17 protein-coding genes, 1 tRNA gene and 1 pseudogene are annotated in these 20,526 nt (G+C 57.2%); 15 read left to right on the forward strand and 4 right to left on the reverse strand.

Annotation, left to right across the window (positions count from 1 at the left end; genetic code table 11):
- From RMSM_RS22100 to RMSM_RS22140, 8 genes are all read left to right on the forward strand, one after another.
- Positions 1 to 780, forward strand: a 780-nt coding sequence (locus RMSM_RS22100) for a DUF58 domain-containing protein (RefSeq protein WP_040768901.1), incomplete at its 5' end; no start/stop codon positions are given.
- Between the two features lie 50 nt (positions 781 to 830).
- On the forward strand, positions 831 to 1,802 hold the full coding sequence (locus tag RMSM_RS22105) for a hypothetical protein (RefSeq protein ID WP_144057853.1): 972 nt from the start codon (positions 831 to 833) through the stop codon (positions 1,800 to 1,802).
- Positions 1,799 to 2,848, forward strand: a complete 1,050-nt coding sequence (locus tag RMSM_RS37220; RefSeq protein ID WP_008701589.1) for a vWA domain-containing protein — start codon at positions 1,799 to 1,801, stop codon at positions 2,846 to 2,848. The genes RMSM_RS22105 and RMSM_RS37220 overlap by 4 nt, the downstream gene beginning before the upstream one ends.
- The gene (locus RMSM_RS22120; protein WP_144057854.1) at positions 2,842 to 3,528 is read left to right on the forward strand and encodes a vWA domain-containing protein; all 687 of its coding nucleotides are present in this window, start codon (positions 2,842 to 2,844) and stop codon (positions 3,526 to 3,528) included. The genes RMSM_RS37220 and RMSM_RS22120 overlap by 7 nt, the downstream gene beginning before the upstream one ends.
- Entirely contained in the window at positions 3,447 to 3,836 is a 390-nt protein-coding gene (locus RMSM_RS22125) for a hypothetical protein (RefSeq protein ID WP_144057855.1), read from the forward strand. Before RMSM_RS22120 ends, RMSM_RS22125 begins: the two co-directional genes overlap by 82 nt.
- Positions 3,836 to 4,987, forward strand: coding sequence for a hypothetical protein (locus RMSM_RS22130; protein WP_008701593.1), 1,152 nt, complete (start codon positions 3,836 to 3,838; stop codon positions 4,985 to 4,987). Before RMSM_RS22125 ends, RMSM_RS22130 begins: the two co-directional genes overlap by 1 nt.
- A 266-nt stretch (positions 4,988 to 5,253) precedes the next feature.
- Positions 5,254 to 9,201, forward strand: a complete 3,948-nt coding sequence (locus RMSM_RS22135; RefSeq protein WP_144057856.1) for a hypothetical protein — start codon at positions 5,254 to 5,256, stop codon at positions 9,199 to 9,201.
- Between the two features lie 505 nt (positions 9,202 to 9,706).
- Positions 9,707 to 9,895 (forward strand): transposase, encoded by a 189-nt coding sequence (locus RMSM_RS22140; RefSeq protein WP_052031752.1) that lies wholly within the window; start codon positions 9,707 to 9,709, stop codon positions 9,893 to 9,895.
- Positions 9,896 to 9,911: 16 nt separating this feature from the next.
- Here the strand turns inward: RMSM_RS22140 and RMSM_RS43865 are convergent.
- A pseudogene (locus RMSM_RS43865) lies at positions 9,912 to 10,483 on the reverse strand (suppressor of fused domain protein).
- Positions 10,484 to 10,527: 44 nt separating this feature from the next.
- Complete coding sequence (locus tag RMSM_RS43870) at positions 10,528 to 10,896, reverse strand: ankyrin repeat domain-containing protein (RefSeq protein ID WP_040768907.1); 369 nt, start codon at positions 10,894 to 10,896, stop codon at positions 10,528 to 10,530.
- Positions 10,897 to 11,699: 803 nt separating this feature from the next.
- Between RMSM_RS43870 and RMSM_RS41195 the strand changes: the two genes are divergently transcribed.
- Entirely contained in the window at positions 11,700 to 12,179 is a 480-nt protein-coding gene (locus tag RMSM_RS41195; protein ID WP_040768909.1) for a hypothetical protein, read from the forward strand.
- A 123-nt stretch (positions 12,180 to 12,302) separates the two neighbouring features.
- The gene (locus RMSM_RS22160; RefSeq protein ID WP_144057857.1) at positions 12,303 to 13,058 is read left to right on the forward strand and encodes a hypothetical protein; all 756 of its coding nucleotides are present in this window, start codon (positions 12,303 to 12,305) and stop codon (positions 13,056 to 13,058) included.
- Positions 13,059 to 13,149: 91 nt separating this feature from the next.
- On the opposite strand, the gene RMSM_RS41200 is transcribed toward RMSM_RS22160, so the two are convergent.
- Positions 13,150 to 13,314, reverse strand: a complete 165-nt coding sequence (locus RMSM_RS41200) for a hypothetical protein (protein WP_160168345.1) — start codon at positions 13,312 to 13,314, stop codon at positions 13,150 to 13,152.
- A 552-nt stretch (positions 13,315 to 13,866) separates the two neighbouring features.
- Between RMSM_RS41200 and RMSM_RS22165 the strand changes: the two genes are divergently transcribed.
- Complete coding sequence (locus RMSM_RS22165) at positions 13,867 to 14,412, forward strand: hypothetical protein (protein WP_040768913.1); 546 nt, start codon at positions 13,867 to 13,869, stop codon at positions 14,410 to 14,412.
- Positions 14,413 to 14,842: 430 nt separating this feature from the next.
- On the opposite strand, the gene RMSM_RS22175 is transcribed toward RMSM_RS22165, so the two are convergent.
- A tRNA-Val gene (locus RMSM_RS22175) sits at positions 14,843 to 14,916 on the reverse strand.
- Positions 14,917 to 15,580: 664 nt separating this feature from the next.
- On the opposite strand from RMSM_RS22175, the gene infC reads away from it, so the two are divergent.
- From infC to RMSM_RS22195, 4 genes are all read left to right on the forward strand, one after another.
- Complete coding sequence (infC, locus tag RMSM_RS22180; protein ID WP_008701605.1) at positions 15,581 to 16,111, forward strand: translation initiation factor IF-3; 531 nt, start codon at positions 15,581 to 15,583, stop codon at positions 16,109 to 16,111.
- Between the two features lie 543 nt (positions 16,112 to 16,654).
- Positions 16,655 to 17,470 carry a Nif3-like dinuclear metal center hexameric protein gene (locus RMSM_RS22185; protein ID WP_236622257.1) on the forward strand — a complete coding sequence of 272 codons (816 nt, stop codon included), beginning with the start codon at positions 16,655 to 16,657 and terminating at the stop codon, positions 17,468 to 17,470.
- A gap of 515 nt (positions 17,471 to 17,985) precedes the next feature.
- Complete coding sequence (locus RMSM_RS22190; protein WP_008701608.1) at positions 17,986 to 18,744, forward strand: glycosyltransferase family 2 protein; 759 nt, start codon at positions 17,986 to 17,988, stop codon at positions 18,742 to 18,744.
- An 8-nt stretch (positions 18,745 to 18,752) separates the two neighbouring features.
- On the forward strand, positions 18,753 to 20,372 hold the full coding sequence (locus RMSM_RS22195; protein WP_008701609.1) for a hypothetical protein: 1,620 nt from the start codon (positions 18,753 to 18,755) through the stop codon (positions 20,370 to 20,372).
- Positions 20,373 to 20,526: the final 154 nt, after the last annotated feature.

Below are 20,526 nucleotides of genomic sequence, written 5' to 3' on the forward strand. Positions count from 1 at the left end.
GACGATTCACTGTTTGTTGGTTCGGGTTTGGAATATGCCCAATCGCGTCCCTACGAACCCGGCGACCCGGTTCGCCAGATCGATTGGAAGCTGAGCGCTCGGATGCCGGTGGCGTACGTCAAGCAGCACGAAACACTTAAACGGGTGGCGATGTACCTGATCGTCGACACCTCGGCTTCGATGAGCGTCTCCTCAACGACGCTCAGCAAACACGGACTGGCCGTCTGGGCCGCCGCCGCGATCGGGCTGGTCGGCTTGCGACGCTTGAGCCCGGTCAGCGTGTTAAGCGCCGGAACCCGTCATCAACACTCGCGTTCCGGTGGCAACCCCAGCCTGTCGCCCGACGACCTATGGCGAGACCTGGAACCGCTGCGAGCTCACGACGTCGACGAAGAAACCGAATTGGGCGAGCGGTTAACGGCCCTTTCCGCTCGCTTGACCCGCCGCAGTTTGTTGTTTGTGTTCAGCGATTTGCATGATCCCGAAGCGTTAGCCGTGCTCCGTCGTCTGGGGCACCAACACGATGTGGTGGTGCTGCACCTACAGGACCCGGCGGAAACCGGGGCCTTGCGAGCCGGCTATTTTCGCGGCAGCGAAGCGGAAAGCGGGCAGGCGTTTCTGGCGAGCGGACACCAACGATGGCGGGAAACCTGTACCCTGGCCCGCGATTTGGCCGGCGCCGATGTCAGCTATCTGAAATTGGTCACCAACGGTCCGCTGTTGTCGCCGCTGCGTCAATTTTTGCTCACCCGTGCGGTGCGGATGCGAGGCCAGCGATGAAATTCATGTCGTCCCGTTGGGACTTTGCCGCGTGTTATTGCACCGATTCCATGGGCTCGCGCCCATGGCTACATCATGCCGCCGCTCCGCGGCTAAAATCTGCTCCGGAAAAAACGCCGCTGCGAACGGTTGTTTGCTTCGCGTTGCTGCTGGTCTGGATCGCCCTGCCTGTCTCGGCCGCCACGGCGGATCAAGACACTGTCTTGCTGACCGTCAAACGTGGCCTGACGGCTCAATTGACGTTCACCCACCCCAGCGGCTCGCTCCGCGCCCTGCCGGATCAATCCACCGATGCCGCCGTGCTGGTCCGCCTGGAACGCATCGGACTTGCTCAAGACAACGCGGCTCACCGTTACACGCTGTGGTTCTTCGGAACGGTCGCCGGCCAGTACGACTTGTCGCAGTGGGTCGTCCAGCGAGACGGCTCGCTATTGACCAACGATCAAGCCTTGCCAGCGATGCAAGTACGGGTCGTCTCGGACCTGCCACCAGGTCACGGCACCAGTTTGTACGAGATCGACGATCCGCTGCTGCGAGCCCAGGGCGGTTATCGCGCGGCTTTGATTGGGTTCGCCTGCTTGTGGGCCGCGGTGCCGATCGTGTGGAGTTTCATCCGCCTGCGGTCCCGTCAAGCTCAGCCGGTCCCCGCAACCGCCCCGCCGCCGACGCTGTCCGATCGCTTGCGACCGTTGGTCCAGCGGGCCAGCCAGGGACAGCTGACAGTGGAAGAACAAAGCCGACTGGAAATTCTGCTGTACATGTTTTGGCAACGCCGTTTGGGTTTGCCCGATTCGTTGGCCGAGGCGCTGCCGGTGCTGCGACGACATCGTGAAGCGGGCGGTTTGCTGCGAGCCTTGGAAGCCTGGATTCACGCCGACAATCCATCCTCATCCGCTCTCAGCCCGGCCACCATGGACGCCCTGCTGGAACCCTATCACGCCGAGCAAGCTGAAATCGCCGACGCCCAGTCAGTCGACGCTCATTCCGAACCGGTCAGTGCGGCGGTGGGAGGTACGGCATGACGTTTGTTCATCCTCAGTGGTTGTTGCTGTTGGTATTGCCCCTCACACTAGGCTTCTGGTCGGTGCGGCGGCGCGGCGCGGGGTTGCGAATGCCCTTTGACTACCAGAGCCACGCCTCGCGTCCGTGGTTGGCTGGATTGCTGCGCGGCGTGGAGTTGTTGCCGGCGGTGATGCTGGCGGTAGCCGTGGTGTTGATCGCCCGGCCCCAGGTGCTGCGGGTGCCCGAACAGGACCGCGTGGCCACCCACATCACCGTCTGCATGGACGTATCGGGCAGTATGGGCATGGGGATGGGCGACCAGAACCGTTACGAAAGTGCATCAGCGGCCATCGAATCGTTCACTTACGCACGCGAGGGCGACGCCATCGGGTTGACCCTGTTCGGATCCTGGCCGCTGCGTTGGGTACCGCTGACCAAAGACCTGCAAGTGCTCCGCAATGCCCTGGCGTTTGCCAACCCCCGCAACCAACCCAGCGGCATGGGCGGCACGATGATCGGATCGGCGCTCAGCTACTGCGCCGACAACATGCAGCGCGAAGCCGCGCGGCTCGATGGCACCGATACCAGTCCGCAATCGGTCGACCAATGGCGTCAACAACGAGCCGCCGAACAACTATTTCGTTCTGCCTCCTTGCGGAGCTCCGATGCGGGTGGTGGTTTGTCGTCACCGCCGTCCACCGACCGGTTATTGATCCTGGTGTCCGACGGAGCCAGTGGAGACCTAAACGGGCAAGACCAGATCGATCGCATCTCGGGACAGCTCAGCGATGCGGGGATCACCATGTACCACATCCATATCGGCAGCGATACGATCCCGCCGGCGGTCTCCAGCATCGCTCGGGCTACCGGCGGCGACGCCTTCCTGGCTACTAATTCCGATGGCCTGCGTTTAATTTTTAACCACATTGACCAGATGCAACCGGCTCGTTTTGTCGCCAACGCATCGCTGCCGGTCGACTACTTCGAACCCTTCGCCGCGATCGGTGCCGTGGCCTTGCTGCTGTACGCGTTGAGCCTGCTGAAGTGGAGGTACACGCCGTGGTAAGTAGCCCTCTGTTAACAGCCAACCTAGTGGCGATCGCCTGTGTGGCCGTTGTGGCATTGGCCGAATGGTGGCAAGTCCGACGTACGCGACGGGTTGCCAAGCTGGCCTTTGGTCCCAGCGGTCGCCCGGCCGCCTGGGCTCGGGGTGTGCCGGCCGTTCGCACCCTGACGATGGGCATGCTGGCTTGGGGGCTGACCATTCTGCTGACCGAACCGCCGCAAGTGGCCGAAGTCGAACCGGCCCCGGAAGCTTCCAAGCATGTGCTGGTCTGCTTGGACGCGTCGCCCAGCATGTTCCTGGACGACGCCGGACCGCGACGCGACGAATCCGGCAATTATCAACAACGAATGGTCCGCGGCGGGGAAGTGATTCAAGCGGTGCTGGACCGACTGGATGCCGAAAACACTCGGATCACCGTGTTTGGCGTGTACACCAAAGCCGTGCCGATCGTCGAAGAGACCTTTGACAAGGCGGTCGTGCAAAACCTGTTTGATGGGCTGCCCGTGTTCAGCGCGTTTGAACCCGGCCCACGCAATTGTCGTCCAGTATCTCCGATGCGATCGAATACGCGCGACGCTGGCCCGACGGTTCGGCGCTGTTGCTGGTCGTCAGTGACGGCGACAGCACCGACACCACGCCGATCCGCGCGATCCCCAAAGCCATCTCCGATACGCTGGTGATCGGACTGGGCCAGACTGGACAAGCGACGACCATCGCCGGCCACGCTTCGCGACAAGACGCCGACTCGCTGCGAACCCTGGCCAGCCAACTGCGTGGCACCTACATCGACGCCAATACCCGGCACCTGCCCAGCGACCTGCTGAACCGGCTGTCGATCATCCAGCCGCGGGTCGCCGAGGGCGTGGGCTTGCGCGATGCGGCCGTGCTGGCGGTTGCATTGGGCGCCGGTCTGTTGGCGCTGCTGTTGCCCGCCCTCAGTTTGTGGGGCGCCCCGCGGCATGAATCCCTTTCCGGAGAGCTTGCCTGATGCGAAGTTCGCTCCTCTGGTTGCTGTGGCTCGTGCTGCCGGTATTTGTGTTGGCCTACCATTACGGTCCGGGACAAATCTGGCTGGCTCGTGATCGAGCGGCCGCCATGATCCGCCAGGCCGAAGCCCGCGCGGGTGTCGCCACCGAAGCCCAATCCGCCGCCTACGAAGCTCAGCTGCATTTGTTGGATGCACGCCGCGCAGCCTTTGCCGCCGACGTGGACTGGCAAACGCAGGTGGAACATCCGTTGGCGAAAGCCGTGCTGACCGCAACCGAAAAACAAAACTCTGCCTACGCCAACGCTTCGGAGCTGTGGCATGCGACGGCCGAACGGTATGGCCAAGCCATCGAAACATTGTTGAAGGTGGAAACGGTCGCCAACCAGAAGCACGATCACGCAGAGCTGCCCCAGTCCGATCGGCAACTACTCGAATCATTGCGTTGGGCCGAAGCTCGCGCGATGGTTCGCTCGGGGGAAGTCTTTAACGGCATCGAACAACTGCAAGCCCTGTTGGACCTGCGTGTCGCCGAAGCCCACCAACGAGCGGCCTCCGCAGTGCACCCGGCCTCCACCGCCGGCAACCGCTCGGATCGCGATCGCGACTCCCATGCCTTGCCGATCGATGCGATTCGTGAAGAGCTGGCCGCGGCGCAGTACGTCGGTGCCCGGCTGCTGCGGGAAGAAGGCCGTCCGCCGGAAGTGTGGCGACCGGTCGCCAACGCCGCCCGCCAACACTACCGCTACCTGTCCGCCAATGCCATCGGCGTTGACGCCGAACAGGTGGTTTCTGTAGCTGCGCGGCGTGAGCCGTCTGGTCAAAATCGAACCTCTTCGCCGCTGCCACCGGGCGGCTCGCGCCGCACCGAGAACCAAGTCGATGACTTATCGGCAGCGGGTAACGCCCCGACAAACCTTGACCGTAGCCAACGCATGCAGCGGAACCTGGAACAGGTCCTGAATCTGGAGCAAAGCGTCTCCGATCAACTGGAAGGCTTGCCGCTGCCCCGCAACGCACCGCTGGCCCGCCGGCCGGGCGATGGGGAACCGGGGGATCAACCCGGTGGAAAACAACCCGGCCGTGGCCCGCTGCAAGACGGACCACCGTCCGCCGGCGCGGGCATCCCTGGCCCACGGGGCGTCGGATGGTGATTCGCTGCCCGAGCGAAATCCAAACCGATGCGAAGAACATTCAGACAATGTAATTAGAAGATCTAAAAAACTAAAACGTAGCGACGCTCGCTAGAGCTTGGAAAACAACCCAACCGTTGCCAATCATGACAAAACGCTCAAGCCATCCCATGACCACCACGCGAACCGCTCCGCCCACCGTAGCCACGCGCTTCGTAGCTGCACCCTTCGTAGCTACGCTCGCCAGAGCGTGGGACGCACGCCTTCACGCACTTGCCTTGGCCGCGATGCTGACCGCCCTCGCGTTCACACACGCCCCCTCGGCCACGGCTCAGAATACCCAAACGCTGCGTTCTGCAGCGCAAGCCATCGCTGACCCATTCGCGTCCACCGCACAGGCAGCGGCACAAAACACAGCGGCGCAAACCCCTGCGGCACGAGGAGCAACGAAACCAGCGGCCGCTCCCAAACCCGATGCGGACACGCAAGCGATTTTAGACACGTTAAAGACGCTGCCCGAAACCGAACGCCGCGCCATGGTCGTCTACTACAAAGACCTGGGGCTGGACTTGAGTCCCTGGTTACAAGATGGCAGCGGAAGCGGCACCGCCAATGGTCGCCGCCGTCAATTGGTGCGGCAGATGCGGACGGTGAACTTTGTACGACGTCCCGAAGCGGTTCTGGGAGCGCGCAGCCAGATCGGCATGGAATCGCAGTCGCTGCCCGCCGAAGACGCCCCTGACCAGGAAATCATCCAGTGGTTCCATCGCCACGCCATGGCTGCCGAATGGGATGCGGTCAAAGCATTGTTGGTGCTGCGAGCCGGCAACGAAGCCGAAGGCATGTACGCCGCGTTGATCTCGGGCACCAACCATGCCGATTCCGAATTGATCCCCGAAGACGTACTGGGGCTGTCCGAAGCGGCTCCGGCGGAGCTGACCGAGTGGCAGATCGATGCATTGGCTGGGCTGCTCAAAGCCGCTGCGAAGAAAACCAGCACACGTCCGTTGATCCAGCGTTTCCGTCAAGGCACCACTTGGTTTGGCACCGAAACCGAGGCGCATCGCAAACGCACCATGCGGTTGTTGCTGGCCGCTGGCCTGCCCATCGAAGCCTTTGAATTCATGCCGTCGCTGGAAGAGGCCCGCGAGGCCGAAAACGCGGCGGTGATGAAAGGCCACGCCGAGTATCTGATGGCCCGCGCCGCCGAAGCCAAGGGAGCCGCCAGTGATCGGATGCTCGAAAACGCCTGGTCGCTGTTCGGCGAAATCGCCCTGCTCGACAGCGCCGATACGGCCCTCCGATCGGAATGCCTCAGCAGCGCCGTCGACCTGCTGCCCCGCGTGCCGCCAGGCCCCGGACTGGCTTGGTTGCGGAGTTTGTTCGAACATCCCTCGTTGGCTCCGGCGGGACTGCAGGCGGTGGCTTTGAAGGCACTGAAATTGGAAGACGAAAAATTGCCCGAAGCCGTTCGCGCCCAGGCGATCCTGACCATGAAAGAAGCGGTCGACACGCTGCTAGCCCAGCAACATCTGCAATTGGACCAGCTGACGATTCCCTTGCGGATGCTGACCATCGGACTGCTGTCCCGAGCGGAAAACGCGATCAAGGAACAAGCCAAAAAGAACGGGGTCTCCGAAGTCGCCGCCTTGCTGCTGCGTTCGATGCCCGACGAAGCTTGGCGCAAACAGATCGAACCCAGCCTGGTCGGCCGCGCCTACAACGCCTTCATCGGCGTGGCCTTGATCGCCGACGAAACCGATTTAGCCCTGGAGCTGTTGGCTCAGGGAGTCAAACGCCAACCGGCAATGAGCACCGAATTGGCCACCGAATTCTTGGACTTGTGGGTCGATCGCATGCAGGCTCGGACTCAAGAGCCTGTAGTAAACAACAACGTCTGGTTCTACGCCTTCAGCCGCCGGTCTCGGCCTTCGACGCCGGTCACTCGCGGTTGGCAACAACGCAACCTGGATCGTCTGGCGGAACTGCTCGACGTGCTTGACGGCATCGGCATCGACGGCCGCAAATTGCCGGGCGTGGTGACGGCACTGAGCGCCTGTTATGGCCCCACCCAGGCTTATGAACGCGACACCGTGCAGCGGATCCTTGGGCCGATCGAGCAAATCGATGCTTCGGTCGCCGGACAATTGGCGTCGACGATGCGGCAGGGGCTGAGCGGGGATTGGCGAAGTCGCAAAGCGCAAGAGGACGCGGGGTTTGAACGCAGTGAATCTGAGTTGCGTAAGATCGTCGAAACCGGTTATGACCTGGCGACCGCGTTGGCCGAATCCGCCGTCGACAACAGCCAGGACGAACAGGACGCGTGGCAACACGCCATCCTGAAAGCCGCCCTCAGCTTCGATCGCATGCAGTTCCGTGGCGAGCGAGAACAAGACGCGGCGGCCTATCATGCCGCCCGCAAACTGGTGTTTAGCGCCTTCGAAGACGCCGCTTCGCGGTACCGTGAAGCCTTGGCCGATGGTCGCGTCCGCCCCGACATGCAAATCTACAACGTGTGGTTCAGCCTGGCACTGGGGGCCAGCGACCTGGGCGCGCTGACGCTGGAAGATCTGATGACCGAGGGCATGGAAAACGCCGACCAAATCGACCGCATCCGCGACGACATTCTAAAAATGACGCCGGAGCATTCAAACTACCACATTGGCGAATTCGCTCGCGGTGTGATGTCCGGTTTATCCGAAACCAAGCCGGAAGTGAAACCACGGTTGCTGCAAGCGGCCGCCCGTGTCGTCGGTGACCATCCGGCCGGAGCCCCGATCCGCCGCACGTTGGATCTGTACCACGAACTGGTCGAAGATGAAATTCATTTGCAGCTCACCATCGACGGCAGCGACCGCGTGGGCACTGAGCCCTTTGGCGCGGTCCTGACGCTGCAACACACCGCTTCGATCGACCGTTCCTCCGGCGGTTTTGCCCGTTACCTGATGGACAGTTTCTCGCAGTTCAACGCCGGGCAATGGCAGACGATTAACTATCAGGAACGTTTGCAGAAAAGCATCGAAAAATCCTTCAGCGGTACCGTCCAATTGTTGGGCATCGATTTCTTTCAACCGATGAACCCCGCCGTCCCAATCCGGTTGGAAGGCCAGAGCGGATGGCAGGAAAAGCCGATGGCGTATCTGGTATTGCAAGCCGCCGACCCCAGCGTCGACCGACTGCCGGCGGTGCAGATGGACATGCATTTCAATGATGCCTCGGGACCGATCGTGTTGCCGGTGTTGTCCAACACGGTATTGATCGACGCGGCCGCCGACCCCGCACCGCGACCGCTGGACGATCTGGTGATCGAACAAACGCTGGACGCCCGACCCATGCTGGAAAAAAAAGACGAGCAAAACGTGCGGCTGGAAATCGTCGCGCGGGCCACCGGGGTGCTGCCGGAAATCAACCAACTGTTCGACAACTTGGCCAACGCTCTGCCGGGCTACGTTCTGGACGAAACCCAACTGGTCGCCGATCCGTTTGACGTCAGCCAGACGCACCGGGCTCAACCCGAAGAGGAAGTCACCTCGACCAATCGCAATCCCTACATGGCATACTCCAAAAGCCTGCCGAACTTGGATCCGGACAGCGATGGCCTGTTTCGCTTGGGCACAATGCGAAAGTGGAGCGTGACGTATATCCCGGAACACTCGGTCGCAGCCGCCAAACCGGATCGGTTTATCTTCCCGGCCGTCAGTGACGCCCGAGCCGAAACCTTGGTTTCGCTGACCGTCCCGAAAAAAACGCCTGACGAAACGCCCGGTGGCACCGCGAACACCGCCGCCGAAGCCCAAGCCGACGTGGCGGCCGACTCGCCGATATCGATCAAACGGTTCACCTACGAAGACTACGACCTCGTCCCGGTTGAAAGCCAGACGCTGCGATTTGACTCGCAGGGCATCCCGGCGATCGTTTGGCTAGCTGGCGGCTTGGCGGCCTTGTTGTTGGTGGCCTTGATTGTCTGGCGTTTACGACACGCCAAACCAGAATCCTTGGCAAGCACGACGTCGATCGCGATCCCCGAATCGCTCACGCCGACCGCTGCGACGCTGTTGCTGCGGCGGATCGAACAGACGCAATCCGGGGATTGGCCCAGTAGCGAGCGAGCCGCATTGCGAGCCGATATCAACGCGCTGCAGCGTCAACACTTCGCCGACGCCGAGCCGCAAAATGGCGACGCCGTCAAGCTACACCCAACGGTCCAGCGTTGGGCCCGACGCGCGGGAACCTGATCGCTTCGATTGCCACGTCCCCGGCGGACAACGCCCAATGCCATCTACTTTGGTAGTGGGACTCGCCAGAGTTCCTGGTGTTTCAACAGCAAACATGGGAATTCTGGCGAATCCCACTACTTGAGCATCTCCAGTGGTTGCCAAAGTAGATGGCATTGGGACAACGCCCGCGTCTGCGGAGCCGTTTGTGCGTGAGGAGCTCTTTGAGGCTCCTTCGGCTGCATTGTTTAACCCGTAGCCGGAGGCGCGGTTGCGTGGTGCCAACCGATGCACACCACCTGTTTACTTCGATTGCCGACAGGGATTGCCTGCTTAGGGGACTTGCGATTGACAACTTGCGGAAGCGAAGGGAGCGAAACTTTCAGAACTTCTACATCGCAAGTTCCATGGCGTCGCTGGGCGAATTTGGCGATCCTTATACGAACCCCAACGCGGTCGGGCAATGCGACTCACGTCCATGGGGATGGCAGAATGATTGTTTAGCAAAATGATTTCTAGGCTCGAGATGCTTTGGTTTGAATCGAGAACCTACCAACGTCGCTGCATCATTGAACAAACCATTGGTTGGCTGAAGGAGTGTCGTCGTGTCGCCACTCGTAATGAAAAGCTCGCACGAAACTTTCTTGCAATGGTGAAGCGATCGATGATCGGTCGCTATCTGCGAATCATCCCTCCATGGAATTCTGCAGTTTAAGGTTTTCAGACAGAGCCTAGACTACCGCAGCGCGAGACAGGTTTACTGTCTTTGAGGCATTCTCCGCGTCAAATTTGCGCACAAGTGCCGGAAGGCCGTTTTTTCGTTCAAATTCAATCTCTGACCAGTACGATGGTATCATGCAATAAAGTACCACTCCTCCGTGAGTGCATTTCGCATGGCCGTCCTCGAGCAATAGCATTCCCGTATATTTTGCCTTTGAGGAAAAATAATGTTGCTTACTCTCGTTTGCTAATATCACGTACGGGCCACCAAGGCAGGTACCTTGTCGGTGGGGAAGGCGGCTACGTTTTTTAGCCATTGGACAGGCCAATTCCAATCTTCGTTGTCAATTATACGTCGATCTGTAGGCCACGTATCGGCGAGCTGGATATACAATTCGGCCAATCTGTACGCTTCTAGGCCTACAGGAACGTTCATCGGCTTCAGCGACATACCAACCGTGAAAAACGTTTTGCAATTGCTCGATTTCGCGATATGAATATCAACGTCTGGACTGCCCTTGACAAGATCGGCCACGACGAAGTCGTCGAGATCTCCAAACGCATGGCGAAAAAAAGTTCTCACATCCTCACGAGCAAGTTGTCAGCTCTAACTAGATTGTGGCTTGCTCATAGATCTGCCGCCCGCTTTGCGCCGTGAGACATTAGAAGATCACAGATCTTTGGATCTCCGCAATAATCAAGTGCTGTTTTTCGGTTGTTTGGGTCCTCAAACATCAAAAAAACTGCGTTCACATCGACGCCATATTCGATCAAGAGTTTGGTAATCGCAAGTCCTTCGTTTCTCTTATTTCTACTTGCTGAGAAAAGTGTTCGATCCAAATTTGGGTCGGCGCCATGTTCTAGCAACAGTTTCACAAAATCCTCACAAGCTGCTATGCATGCCTGGCTAAGAGGGGACGATCCGGATCGCGAAGCCTCATTTGGGTTGCTGCCCAACTCAAGAATCGCCTTCGCAAACCGCAGCCGATTGTACATTGCGGAAAAAGAGTGACGGCTAGGGACAGAGCTTGTTGTGGGGGGCAAGTGTCGGAGGCGGAAGGGAGACGAAAAGTGACGGCTAGGGACAGAGCTTCTTGTCGGAGCTTGTTGTCGGGGGGCGGGTATCTCCGATACGGAGGGGAAACGAAAAAAGGCCGCAAAACACTAGGTTTTGCGGCCTTTTATCGGAGTGGGCAATACAGAACTCGAAAAACGCGACAAATCCTATAAAGGAAACGTCATCGCCTCTTAAGAGCGCACCAAAATGCGCACCAAAAACAGACGAATCCACCGCAGAGTTGCTAAAGCTTTGGCAGGCGATGGGTGAGGCTGATCGCGTTCATTTGTTAGAAGAAGCCCACAGGCTGCTAGATCGATACCAAATCCGGTAGCCATCGAGTCGCTAGAATGCCATTTTCAAATATGGGTTTCCGAGCAACTGTTCTAAAACACCGGTATCTCGACCTATATCTGGGTGCTGATCAAACGCAATGGAATGCACCGCAAGGGAAAGATGTAATTGATTGACGCTCGCAATTTTTGGGGTCAGATGAAAGAGAGCCTTGGCAACAAGCGTCGCAAAATCGGCGACGTTCCGGCGTTGGCCATCGGAGCGTGCTAGTCAGCTGGCGAAGCGCACTGCGGCCAGATAAGCTTGTCCAATTCCGTCGGCTCACGGTGCCTTGCTTTAGACGGATGCTCGCGTGATTGCGTGTTTTGAGTCCTAGAACATTTTCTTCCCGCTGGAACCTTATCCTCCCGAAGTAGCTTTGTCCGCAGGTTCAGAGACCCCCTAACAAATGCTCTGTCCCTATACAGCCGCTTGGCAACCAGAATCGTCGATACTCTACTCGGGATTTGGGCCACCAATTCAGCTGCCGGACGACTACCTTGCGTTCATGAACGTCTTTGGTGCTGGATGCTTCACAAACGAACGCTACACCATTTTCGTATTGGACCTTACTCGTTGTCCCGACCGACGCACCGAGGTCGTTTGGGAATCATCGTGTGATGGCCGACAATACCGACTTGGTGAACAAGCCTACAGAGCGTACCCAGAGTTTCCAGGCGTATTACCTTGGGGCTGTGATGACCAAGGCCTGACTTTTTTGTGGCTCGTAGATGGCCCCCTATCTACTTGGAAGACAGCGGTTGGACGTGTCGACTACGAATTGTACAATCTTGGGATGGCGGAGTTGATGGTTGAATGTGTTGTCCGACGCATCTTTTTTTACGACGATACTTTCGGTGATGATATTACGTTTATTCCGAGAGTGTGAGTTGGGGAAAGCGAAGAACCTTCGGTTGCAATGGAGCGGCGGTGGGCGCCGTTTTCGTAATGGTTAAGTCGTTCCCCGCCGCTTGCTGAACCGCACCGTTATGTGGCATGAGTGATGCAAAACATGAACGATCAACTCGCGCTCACCGTTGGAAGATTAAGAAGCGTCTGCCACAGCTCGATCAACAACACCATGATCTGGGCACAAGTCGCCGACCGAGCGTTTGCATCGTCCACAAATAAAACTGAGCTTCTCGCGCAGGGCTCTTTCACAGTGCCATCCCGAGGCGGTCCTAAACAAATTACGCGATCCGAGACACAGATAGCAGAAATTCTCTCGTCGACTGCTAGTCGCGATTTAATGACTGCGTTGCTCGTCTTCATCGTCGCGAAGGGCGAAGCATTCTTGGCGGATATTCTGCACAAAATCCTTGTAGCAGATCCACGTCGCCTACAAGTGCGTGTGCAGGGAGTCGATCATGTTGCGAAGATCGACGTCGCTGCAATTGTCGGCGCAAACTCCATTGACGATGTTGTCAGTGACATCGCGTACAAGCAAGTCGTGAGCGTATTTTATGCGTCACCGTTTTCGCAGTTCAGGTATCTTGAAAAGGTCGCCGGTTTTGAGCTGGATACTGAGTTCGTGGATCGTTGGATCGAACTAAAGGCGACCCGCGACATAATCGTTCACAACAACGGCACGATTAATGAAACGTATCTGCAGAAATCTGGTTCGGCAGCAAGGGGCACACTCGGTGAAACAATCTCTGTGCCCCAAGAGTATTTTCATCAAGCCGCCGTTACGGTCAAAAGGGTCACCGGACGATATGCGTCACAGATACAAAGCAAACTAAGAGAAAAGAAGCCAAAAGCCACATAACCAAGCGATCGGGATAGGGGGCCGGATTGCTCCGGAACCCCTCCCACACCACCGGACACGCGGGTCCGCATCCGGCGGTTGAGCACGAGTTTTAAATCGTCATGTTGCCACGACGCCTCAAGCCATTGAACAACAGCCAACGCAGCAATTGAGTGACCGCCATACGGCGGCTTGCCTCCGAGGAGACAAACATGCGAGCTGACCGAAATTCGTACTTGCTCGTTCCCTTCGGGCCTTCGCTGACCACGTGGGTCAACTACTATTCTCTCTGCTGACTTCCAGTCGGCACCGAATAACTTTCGAATGCGAGGCCCTGGCTTTCTGGAAAGCCATTCCCCCAATTGCGCCAACTGGGTTTCCCCAAATAATAATGTGATCTTCCCCTGGCTGAGCTCCCGAACTACCTACTCACAGCTTCCGGTTCGGTTTCGTGGTAACATTCCCACTCACTTAGAGTCGTCGGCTTCGAATCAAGTTTCTATACGTAACTTGGTGGATCTTCGCAGGACTGTCTCAGGCAACTGTTTTAGAGCTTAGGCCCGCCCGATTCAGTAATTGCTGAACCTAAACGGTTCTCTGCGGCTAATCATATCTACGACCACTTTTGCAGGTTTCCTTCCCTCGAATTACCACCTCCCCGTGTTTTGCCACGTTTGTGAAGCATGGGGACTACATCCTACAAGACTACGCCCACGCTGGGCTTATTTCTGCACGAGAGACTCTGTCGCAGTCGATTCTGAAATTACGTTTTATTCCTTGCCCCACCCCTTGATCCGGGGTGCTCTGCCATCAAGTTAGCAATCTCAATATGTCACACCACATAATTCGATACGTTGTCACCTGCGGGGCTGTTGCATTGTTACTAACGCGTCAAATTAGTCCGGCACTGTTACCAGACGACTCCATTACGATTGCGCTGTTAATTGCTGCAATACTCCCCTGGATTCCGTCTATTATGGGCTCAGCTGAGTTTCCCGGTGGCTGGAAGTTTGAATTCCGTGAGCTGGAAGCAAAAACGAGGAAGATGCATCAGGAAATCGAAGCTACACGTCGGCGAATTGACAATCTGATAATCACGTCGATATCGCCTCGCACACTTGGAAACCTTAAAAAGATTGCCTCACACGATTTCAAACCGTACTTTATTGGCACTGGCTTGAGTCGCGAGCTGAGCTACCTTGAAAGCATTGGCTACATCAACTTTAGGTGTAAAGGGATCGATGACATTCCTAAGAATGGTCACGAGCCCAGAGAACTCAATTTAGCCGAATTCGTAGAGATTACTCCATTTGGCGAAGAGTATTTGGCACTTCGAGACGTTGTCGTGAAACGAAACGCCGATGGAGGGTCGTGAAATAACTCGACACAAAAAATCGATGAATGCGAAGCTACGGCCACGCGTTGTCAATCGCAAAATTGAAAACTGCGGCTCGGCGACCGTCGCCGATAGCCCTAGCCACTTCGAGACGGTCAACCGCTCACGAGCACAAGATGCAACGAACATCGCGAAGCCGGAATCCAGTGTGGGCCCGGTTCGATGATTGCTGCGTCGCACCTCGGAAAACACGCTTCAACAGCGTACAAACGGGGACGGCTAGGACGGCTAGGACGGCTAGGGACGGCTAGGGACAGGGACGGCTAGGGACGGCTAGGGACAGATCTTGTTGTCGGGGGGCGGGTAGGACGGCTAGGGACAGAGCTTGTTGTCGGGGGGCGGGTGCCCGCGCCAGAGAGGAAACGAAAAAAGGCCACAAAACACTAGGTTTTGCGGCCTTTTATCGGAGTGGGCAATACAGAACTCGAATCTGTGACCTCCACGATGTCAACGTGGCGCTCTAACCAACTGAGCTAATTGCCCGATTTTTTTTAATTCGACAGCGATCGGTCCGCTGCCATGAGATTCAGTTTCGGTTTCCCGAGACGCGGTTCTTTAACAAACTCAGTCCTCAAAAAACGCCATCCAAAATCGTTGCGGTAGTCTGTGCCGATCACGCCGATTCGTCAAGTAGATCTTCACACTTCTTTTTTTTCTTGCTCATAACGTCGCTTCGCCAAATCGGCATCGCCTGGGCAAATCGGGGTTTTCTCGTTCTGCATCGCTTTAATGCCCCAAAGTCACGTCAACTTCGCTCCGCCAGCTCGCTTCGCAGGCCTTCAAACCCACTCCGACGGACTGTTCCTTGGCAAAATAGGGATTTCACGTGTTTCACTGTTGACGCTCACCACCGATGATATGGATACTTTTGAAGTGAGATTTGGGCTTGACGTCGGTCTACATTGCCAAAAAGGGATGATTGGACCGAATCGAAGAAGATGCAGCAAATGCCTCATGCAGGGTGTTGCTGCTCGTGTCGGCCCGATCGCACGATTGTCTCGATGCGTGGGTGTCCATGTGAAACGAAGTGGTTTTGTTTCCTTGAAGCACCTTCCCTACTGCGAATGTGGCTGGTTGACTCTGGCCTGATCGCGGTTTTCCTTCCAAATTGAGCCGGAATGCCCTCCGGCCGGAGCAGAATTTATTAGTGGCGTTGGCACGAAAAAGCACTCAGCAGGATCCTCGCGATACCATTCGTATTAACAATCAGATTCGAATCAGCCCGATTCGAGTTGTCAGCGAAGAGGGGGAGCAGCTAGGGATTATCCCGACCGAGCAGGCCCTCGAACGTGCTCGCGATGCGGGCCTGGACCTTGTCGAAGTCGCTCCGAACGAGCGGCCTCCCGTCTGCCGAATCATGGATTACGGCAAGTACAAGTACGACAAGAACAAAAAACTTCACAACAGCCACGCACGCACGAAGACCAAAGAAATTCGTCTTCGACCGAAAACGGGCGATGAAGACATCCGTACCAAAATCCGGCAAGCGGAAAAATTTCTTGAACACAAGGACAAAGTCCAAATCAGTGTTCTGTTCCGCGGACGCGAGATGGCTCACATCGAAGAAGGCCGTAAGGTCATGGCGATGGTCGTGGATATGTTGAGCGAAGTCGGCAAAGTCGAAACGCCTCCGCAGCAACATGGCCGACGTATGATCTGTATGATCTCGCCGAAGTAAGCTTCGCTCGATCGTACCACGGTTATTTTTCCACCGGTGCGCCGCAAGTCCAATGCCATCTACTTTGGTAGCGGCACGGCGCGGGAGAACGTCCGGCTTAGGCCAGAGGCCGATACATCCTCTGCCGTGGCCGTAAGGCCACGGGATGTAGCGAATGAGCTGCAAAGGCCGGAGGCCGACACAATGACTGAGTAAATGTGTCGGCCTCCGGCCTTGGATTTGCTGCATTCCAAACCGGTGGTTAACACCACCGGCATGAATTGTACCAGCCTCCGGCCTTAAAAAAAGAACGAATGCGAGTTGTTAGAGTCACCCTAAGCCGGACGTTCTCGCGAGCCGTCCGGTTGAGGCGAGTAGAACGTTCGATCTAGACCGGGCGGCTTGCGCCGCACCGCTACAGACGCTACCCGTTTAGTGCCAAAGTAGATGACATTGGTCGCAAGCCGCCCGACTAAAAGAATGGGCGACGAAACGATCGCGACTCTTTGATGCTCGCGTGAACGAGATGCGGATTTAGGCCAGAAAGAGAAAGAGAGAGTCAGCGTGCCAAAAATCTCTGTGGATCAAATCTGCCAGCGACTTGCCGAAATCGCTCCGCTGCGACTCGCCGAGTCTTGGGACAACGTTGGGCTGCTGGTCGGCGATCGCAAGCTCGGTGTTTCTCGCGTGATGACCTGTTTGACAATCACTCCCGCGGTCGTTCAAGAAGCGGTCGATGAGGATGTCGATCTGCTGATCGCCCATCATCCGCTGCCCTTCAAGCCGCTCTCTCGTTTGACCTCCGACACGATCGCCGGTTCGATGTTGCTACGGCTGGTCGAAGCACGCGTTGCGGTCTATAGCGCCCACACAGCGTTTGACTCGGCCGCCAGCGGGATCAATCAATTGTGGGCCGACCAACTTGGGGTTGCGAAGACGCAAGCGTTGATCCCACCGGAACCGTCTACTCAAGATGCCGTCGATAACCTTGGCAGTGGGCGTTTTGGGAAGTGCGAGCAACCGATTGCACTGGACGAGCTTGCAGTCTCGGCTGCCAATGTGGTTGGTGCGACTCATGTTCGACGCGTGGGGCCCGCTGACCAGCAAATTCGCCAGGTTGCGTTTGCTTGCGGTAGCGGTGGCAGTTTTTTAGCAGCGGCAAAACGCAAAGGCTGTGACGCGCTCGTGACGGGCGAGGCTACCTTCCACACCTGCTTGGAAGCCGAGGCATTGCAGGTCGGCTTGGTGCTGTTGGGCCACTACTGGAGTGAGCGGTTTGCGATGGAGTGGTTGGCCCAGCAACTGTCAGAGAGTCTTGCGGAACTGACAATTTGGCCGAGTCGGCTCGAATCGGACCCGATCCAAATCGTGGCTTGCTGAGTCAGTCCCGAAGTCCTCGTTTGTTTTTCCAACGTTTTTGCGAGCCGCCCGGTCTCTTTGGAACGTTGGACTCGCTGTAACCGGACGGCTCGCGCCCAATACCATCTACTTTGGTAGTGGGACTCGCCAGAGTTCCTGGTGTTTCAACAGCAAAGATGGGAATTCTGGCGAATCCCACTACTTGAGCATCCCCCAATGGTTGCCAAAGTAGATGACATTGGGCTCGCGCCGTGCCGCTACCAATCGGGTTAGTATCGATCTTCCGCCCTCCACGCAGCGTCCCGGTAACGATTTCTGGCCTTTTATCGAGTCCAGAAACATTGACCGTCATCTAAATACGCCTAGAATGCCCAGCATCGGGAACAGGAATTGCTCGACTGGGCTTCAAGCGAGTTCGCCTGCTGAACGCGTACGTTTACCCCACCTTCGGCTGGCCAGCCGACAAAATGGAGTTTGGCGGGGCAGCATCGTAATCGCTCATTTCAAAGAGAATTCAAAGAAAGAAGCATAAAATTATGACAAAACGCGAACGGTGGTTAGTCGCCATTCCTGTCTATAACGAAGTCGATACGGTTAGCGAAATCCTGGATCAGGTCGGCCACTACGCCTCGGACGTGTTGGTGGTGGATGACGGTTCGAGCGACGGCACGGCTGAGGTATTGCGTGGGCGAACGGACGTGAACGTGGTTCGCCACCCGGAGAACCAGGGCTACGGTGCGGCGCTTCGCAGTGCGTTTGCTTACACGATCGATCACGGTTTTGACGGCGTCGTCACGCTCGATTGTGACGGCCAGCATCAACCCAAGCGGATTCCGCGGTTCATTGAAGCGGCGGCCGCTGCGGACATCGTTTCGGGCAGCCGCTATTTGAAGCAGTACGAAGGCGACGACGAGCCACCGGCGGAGCGGATGTTTATCAATCGCCGGATCACAGGCGAATTGAATCATCGACTTGGATTTAACTTGACCGACGCGTTTTGCGGATTCAAGGCGTATCGTACTTCGGGCATTCGCCAGCTGCGGATCACCGACAACGGTTACGCGATGCCGCTGCAATTGTGGGTCGAGGCGGCGGCGGCGGGGTTGCGAGTGATCGAGATCCCGGTTCCCTTGATTTACTTGGATTTGAGTCGTTCGTTTGGTGGATCGCTTGATCATGCCGAAACGCGTCTGAACTACTACAACCAAGTGCTTGACGACGCGATGCGTGTGGTCCAGGCCGAAGGGAAGACGTTCAGCAGCGCGAAATCGATTTGCGGACATAGTGCTGGCTAGGTGACGGATTGAAAACGTTTCAGGAATTTCGGCACTATCGTGCTCCCAAATCGCATGGCGAATCGTTTACGGATCCGAACATCGGAGACGTCGGTGATCAGCTGCGCGGCAATCTCGAGTTGCTTTCACAACACGATTCGTGGTGGCAGGAACTCCGCCGCGACGCGCGGCAACAGATGATCAGTGATGCGGTGCGTTACACATCGACGTACCGCGATGTGGAGGGGATGGCGAGTCGACGTGACCGGCCGATTTTGATGGCAGGACACCAACCGTCACTGTTTCATCCTGGCGTTTGGTTCAAAAACTTTACGCTCTCTCATCTTGCCAAGCAGCATCAAGCTCTCGCGATCAATTTAGTGATTGACAACGACGCCGCATCGGGTAGTTCGATCCGAGTGCCGACGATCGATCGTGACACGGGAGCCTATGTCTACAGCACGGTTCGTTACGATCGCTTCGGCGGCGGGGTGCCGTACGAACAGACGGTGATCAGCGACCGCGAACGGTTCAACCAGTTTGATGACGATGTTCGTAAAACGGTGATGCCAATCGTTTCGGATCCATTGGTCAATCGTTTGTGGGTGCATGCACGTAGTGCAGTAGAGCGATGTGGGATCGCTGGTTGTGCGCTGGCTCAAGCACGTCATGCACTCGAGGGTGAGATCGGCTTGCAAACGCTCGAGTTGCCGCTGGGCGTGTTGTGCCGAACGCGGATGTTTGCCGATTTCCTGCTGCGTATCCTGATGGATCTTTCGCGTTTTCAGGACGCGTATAACACCGAAGCCGATTTCTATCGCAAAGCGCACGGCATCCGCAGCAGTTCGCACCCCGTGCCGAATTTGCATAACGATGATGGTTGGCTGGAGGCGCCGATTTGGATCTACAGTGACGCGGTGCCTCAGCGGCGAGCCGGATGGGTCAAAGTCACCGGCAAAACCATGATCATCAGCGACCGCAACGGCCAAGAGTGCCGGATTACGATGGAAGGACCCGGTGGTGCCGAAGCGTTGTCCCACGCGATCGGACCCCAGTTCAAGATACGGCCGCGTGCGTTGTTGACGACGATGTATGCACGGCTAGTGCTCAGTGATTTGTTTCTACACGGGATTGGCGGCGGCAAGTACGACCAATTGGGTGACCGGATTGCCGAGCGTTTCTTTGGGATCACGCCACCGGACTTTATGGTAGTTTCCGCAACGGTCCAATTGCCGGGCCCGTCGCCAAGTGAAACGGATGCCGAGATTGCTCGGCTCAAGCGGGCGATTCGCGACTCACGTTTTCAACCCGAGAAAGTGGCAGATGGTGAAGAGCTGGATGCGTCGTTGATCGCCGAAAAGCGTCAGCTGTTGGATCACGTGCCTTCGCTGAGCGAGAAACCGGCTTGGCATCAACAGCTCGATTCGATCAACGAGCAGTTGTCGGCGTCACTCGCCCAGAAGCGTGCAGAATTACAGGCTGAGTTGGCGGCGGTAATGCGAGAGCGAGCTTCGCTGGCGGTGCTGAAAAGTCGCGAGCATCCCTTTTGCATCTTTCCGTTGCGAGATTTGGTCAAAACGTTTGATCAGCTGATTCGTCGCAGTGAGGCGGGCGAGGACGCGGTCGCGAAACGGACTCATTCCTCTTAAGAGGGCTGGTCCACTTACGGCCAAGTTCCTTTAACTCGATTTCGTCTTTCGCAGGTAGATAGCAGCCATTCGGTTTGTTAGCCGTTTGGGCCAATGCTGTGAAGCATTTTTCCCGATAAGGAAAACGCGAGTTCACGGTAGCGAAAGTCGCAGA

The organism is Rhodopirellula maiorica SM1, from assembly GCF_000346295.1.
Taxonomy (GTDB): Bacteria; Planctomycetota; Planctomycetia; order Pirellulales; family Pirellulaceae; genus Novipirellula; species Novipirellula maiorica.

Excerpts from the sequence above, each read along its gene's own strand:
- RMSM_RS43870 (WP_040768907.1), bottom strand. The coding sequence starts at position 10,896 with ATGTACAATCGGCTGCGGTTTGCGAAGGCGATTCTTGAGTTGGGCAGC.
- RMSM_RS22130 (WP_008701593.1), top strand. The coding sequence starts at position 3,836 with ATGCGAAGTTCGCTCCTCTGGTTGCTGTGGCTCGTGCTGCCGGTATTT.
- RMSM_RS22135 (WP_144057856.1), top strand. The coding sequence starts at position 5,254 with ATGCTGACCGCCCTCGCGTTCACACACGCCCCCTCGGCCACGGCTCAG.
- RMSM_RS22190 (WP_008701608.1), top strand. The coding sequence starts at position 17,986 with ATGACAAAACGCGAACGGTGGTTAGTCGCCATTCCTGTCTATAACGAA.
- RMSM_RS22105 (WP_144057853.1), top strand. The coding sequence starts at position 831 with ATGGGCTCGCGCCCATGGCTACATCATGCCGCCGCTCCGCGGCTAAAA.
- RMSM_RS41195 (WP_040768909.1), top strand. The coding sequence starts at position 11,700 with ATGCTCTGTCCCTATACAGCCGCTTGGCAACCAGAATCGTCGATACTC.
- RMSM_RS37220 (WP_008701589.1), top strand. The coding sequence starts at position 1,799 with ATGACGTTTGTTCATCCTCAGTGGTTGTTGCTGTTGGTATTGCCCCTC.
- RMSM_RS22165 (WP_040768913.1), top strand. The coding sequence starts at position 13,867 with ATGTCACACCACATAATTCGATACGTTGTCACCTGCGGGGCTGTTGCA.
- RMSM_RS22160 (WP_144057857.1), top strand. The coding sequence starts at position 12,303 with ATGAACGATCAACTCGCGCTCACCGTTGGAAGATTAAGAAGCGTCTGC.
- RMSM_RS22140 (WP_052031752.1), top strand. The coding sequence starts at position 9,707 with ATGCTTTGGTTTGAATCGAGAACCTACCAACGTCGCTGCATCATTGAA.